Source organism: Vibrio sp. 811, assembly GCF_033339195.1.
Window position 1 is genome coordinate 1 of the sequence record NZ_JAWOUB010000181.1, and the last position, 903, is coordinate 903.

At 43.3% G+C, this 903-nt stretch carries 1 pseudogene; it reads right to left on the reverse strand.

Annotated features, from left to right (window positions below):
• Positions 1-870 (reverse strand): annotated as a pseudogene (locus tag R7Q46_RS25685) (lytic murein transglycosylase); the annotation flags it as partial.
• Positions 871-903 lie beyond the last annotated feature (33 nt).

The following is a 903-nucleotide window of genomic DNA, read 5'->3' on the forward strand; positions in this document are numbered from 1 at the left end:
AATGTAGTCCGCAAGTGCTTGGGCTTTTTCTGCTGAGAATTTTTGTCCTTTCACGACTTGCGTATACGCTTTTTGAGCTTGATTGACATCCATGCGAGCTAGCTTTTCTAACGCATATTCACTCTGAACACGATAAAAGTCATTGGCTGGCTTTTTCTTAGCAAACTCAGCCACCGTCGCAGGTTTATCAAACAACGCTTTCATTTCTTGCGCTTGTTGTTTCGCTTTTGCAGAGCTTGGCAGCTTTTGCAAATAAGCCATCAAACTACCGTTACGAGCATCAAACGCCAACAACATGCGTTGCAGAATCAAATCGTCTGTACGTCCACCCGCTTTATCCCAAGCATTAAATAACGGGTCACACTCACTCGCGATGCTAGAACCGCTTAGCCACATGTCTTCTGCGCCTTTAAAGGCTGCAACTTGTTTGCCTTGCTTTAACTGAGCAACGTAAAAAATACACTGATAACGCTCACCACTTGGAATGACTTTTTGAAACTCAGTGATGGTTTTCCAATCTTTCTGTTTGTACAAGTTATCGAGATAAGGCGCACGAATGCGACGTGAGAAAGGGAACGCCTCATGCTCATTAATGAAAGCATCCACTTGTTGTGGTGATTTCATGGATAGCTGCCTGATGAACGTTCGGTAATCCACATAAGGAGTCAGTGGATAATCAGCAATTTTTGGACGAATAGATAAGTATCCGTCAATGTCATTCTTATCTAATAAATCTTGAGCTTGCTCATATACTTCGCGCTGCTTTTCTAAGCTGAGCGACGCGTTTGCCGTCATGCTCACTGCACATAACGCAGCGGCATAACACACGTTTTTAGCCAATTCAGATACGTTGAATCTCATTTGTGTCATTTTCCCCAGACATATACTGCCCTAAAGCCTAGT